The sequence below is a fragment of the Psychroserpens sp. genome (assembly GCF_045105015.1).
Lineage (GTDB): Bacteria > Bacteroidota > Bacteroidia > Flavobacteriales > Flavobacteriaceae > Psychroserpens.
In genome coordinates, this window is sequence record NZ_JBGCCX010000052.1 from 1 (window position 1) to 3142 (window position 3142).

Genomic DNA, 3142 nt, shown 5'->3' on the forward strand with positions numbered 1-3142 from the left:
ACCCAAAACCGAACAACTCCTTAAAAGAAGATTTACTAAATATAAAATTAGGAATCCATTTATTACAAAACCATAACAATATTGAATGAAGTCCACGTCCTATTAATTGTTTAACCACTAAACTCCAGACGCCAAAACCATAATATGCCATAATTATAGCCACTATTCCACTAGCGACATCAGCTATTAAAGTAATCTTAGTTTGAAGTTTAAAATCAATCCGCTTTATGAGTTGAGTACGTTGTATTATTGATAACGCGTCAAATATCAATACCACTGAAAAAACCTTAACAATGGAATCTAACTGCGGTTCATCAAAAAAAAGTGCTATGTATGGTGCCGCAAAAAACAAACTCATTGCTAGTAAAACACCGATCACCAAATTAAAGAAGAAAACGGTTGAGTAATCTGTATTTGTACAATCTTTCTTCCTAATCAGCGCTTGGGTAAAACCTGAATTAATTAGAGACGTAGAAATCGCAATGAATACGGCAATCATACCAATAAGCCCAAACTCTTCAGGCAGAAGTAATCTTGCAAGGATAATTCCAATAATAAAATTTATTCCTTGTTTCGAAAAACTTTCAACAAAGCTCCAAACTAAACCATTAATAGTTTTCTGTTTTAAAGACATCCTACTAAGATATGATTGCTTTTAAATAATCATAATAATCACCTTTTAAATTTTCAACTTTATTAGCTAATCCTTCCTTTGTAATCCATTTATAATTCAGTGCAATTTCCTCTAAACATGCAATTTTAAGACCTGTTCGTTTTTCAACAGCTTTCACAAATTCAGTAGCTTCAGTAAGTGCCTCATGAGTGCCTGTATCTAACCATGCAAAACCTCTGCTTAATAGTTGAAGTTTTAAGTTTTCTTCTTCAAGATACGCTTGATTTACAGAAGTAATTTCTAACTCTCCTCGATGTGATGGCTCTACATTTTTTGCGATTTCAATTACAGAATTAGGGTAAAAATAGAGTCCAACAACAGCAAAATTAGATTTTGGGTTTTTAGGTTTTTCTTCTATGCTTAAGACATTATTTTCTAAATCAAACTCTGCAACACCATAGCGCTCTGGGTCTTTTACATAATTTCCAAAAATTACAGCTTTTTGCTCATTACTTACTGTACCAATAGCATCTTTTAATATGTTTTGTAATCCTGCACCATGAAATATATTATCTCCTAATACCATGCACACATCATCATTACCTATGAATTCTTCGCCTATAATAAAAGCTTGCGCTAAACCATCAGGACTTGGCTGTTCTTTATAACTTAATTCAATTCCAAATTGATTACCATTCCCCAATAACCTTTTAAAATTTGGAAGGTCATGCGGTGTAGATATAATTAAAACCTCTTTAATTCCAGCCAACATTAAAACCGATAAAGGGTAATAAATCATGGGTTTATCATAAATTGGTAATAACTGCTTACTTACTGCAATGGTCAAAGGATGTAGGCGTGTTCCTGATCCTCCTGCCAGAATAATTCCCTTCATATTTTTATGTATTAGAATTTGTTTTTAACACTCTACAAATCTAAAATAAATAAAAGACTAATTAAACAGATTATGCATTTAGATGAAATTGAATGAAACTTATATTTTTATTCTTATTGAAGTTTAAAACTTATTCTTTAATTAAAGTTACACCTAAAGATTAAAAAAATGAGAGTGACCTTATAACCATTATAAGGTCATAAATACAATGCTAACTTTTTAAGCTAAAGATTCAACATTACTAACTTTACGTTATATTTGCATGCTTCGAGACTCTGAATCATCTTGAAATCAAAGTCTTATTAAACAAAAGTACTATTATGAAAAAGACACACATACTTTTATTTGCTTTACTAATAACTGGTTTTAGTTTTTCTCAAATAAATCCAGGGCATGCAACCTTTGATTTTGATGATACTGGGAATAATAGTTCTGAGCTAGCCCCTACAATTGAAAATTTAAATACAAATGAAGACTTAGTAGTTAGCCTTAACTCTGAATTAGTGTTTTTAAAGCTTAGGGCTAGTACAAATAGTAATTCATACACAACAGCTTTTTACTTTAATGACAATGCTAGTCTGGGTTTTGATTTTGGTTATGACGCTGGAATATTTGGTGTAACTCCTAGTTTTGTTCTCTATTCTAATCTAGTAGAAGAAAATACTGGTTTAGACATTTCATTGCAAGCTGTAAACACCTCAGATGTTACAAATGTTACTTTTCCTTTAGGCTTAAATGCTAGTCAAGGTATAGCTTTAACATTTAGTGTTTCTGAAACAACACTACCTGAATCAATTGAAGTTTATCTTGATGATACAGTAGCAAATACATCTACATTATTAAATAACTCTGATTATATCGTTACACCTACATCAACATTAGCTGGAACTGGTCGTTTCTTTCTAAGAATGGTTGGACCTTCAGTTACATATACCTATAATGGATCTTGGTCACCTAGCGATCCAAATGGTATCGCTACATCTTTAGATGATATATTAATAGAATCAGGTGATGCAATTTTTGACTCCGATTTAACTGTGAATACACTAATAGTAAATCCCGGAGCGAGTGCTTCAGTCAATGCTGGCACAATGCTTACTGTAAATAATGGTGTAACACTAGAATCAAACTCCACAAGTTATTCAAGTTTAATTCAAGATGGAACTGTTGTTGGTGCTATGACTTATGAACGTCATGTGAATATTAATGGTTCTGGAACTACTGGAAGTAACGATTTAGTATCGGCTCCTTTAACTGGTCAACCATTTAATGCTCTTGCTACTGCTAACCCTAACATTCTTAACAATGGAACTTTATACTTATTTGGTCCGTTTGAAAAGAATACTGGTCAGTTTGTAACTTGGGCTGGAACTGATACATTCACGCTTGATGCTGGTGTTGGTTATAGAGCTGCTACTTCTGATAACAGTACTGTTACTTTTACTGGTACTGCTGAAAATGGTACAGTAACTAACAATATCGTTAATCAAGGGACTAATAACGAAGAATGGAACTTAGTGGGTAACCCTTATCCTTCTTACTTAAATGTTCAGCAATTCCTTTTAGGTGATGCTGGTAGTGGTCTTGTAAACATTCAGTTATTTGATCCTCCAACAGCGGCTATCTACGGATAC

General features: G+C 32.7%; 3 protein-coding genes. 1 reads left to right on the forward strand and 2 read right to left on the reverse strand.

What is annotated here, in order from left to right; genetic code table 11:
• Positions 1–634, reverse strand: a 634-nt coding sequence (locus AB8B90_RS04180) for an oligosaccharide flippase family protein (protein WP_405333951.1), incomplete at its 3' end; no start/stop codon positions are given.
• A gap of 4 nt (positions 635–638) precedes the next feature.
• On the reverse strand, positions 639–1508 hold the full coding sequence (rfbA, locus tag AB8B90_RS04185) for a glucose-1-phosphate thymidylyltransferase RfbA (protein ID WP_405333953.1): 870 nt from the start codon (positions 1506–1508) through the stop codon (positions 639–641).
• Between the two features lie 320 nt (positions 1509–1828).
• On the opposite strand from rfbA, the gene AB8B90_RS04190 reads away from it, so the two are divergent.
• Positions 1829–3142, forward strand: a 1314-nt coding sequence (locus tag AB8B90_RS04190) for a hypothetical protein (RefSeq protein WP_405333955.1), incomplete at its 3' end; no start/stop codon positions are given.

Excerpts from the sequence above, each read along its gene's own strand:
- rfbA (WP_405333953.1), bottom strand. The coding sequence starts at position 1,508 with ATGAAGGGAATTATTCTGGCAGGAGGATCAGGAACACGCCTACATCCT.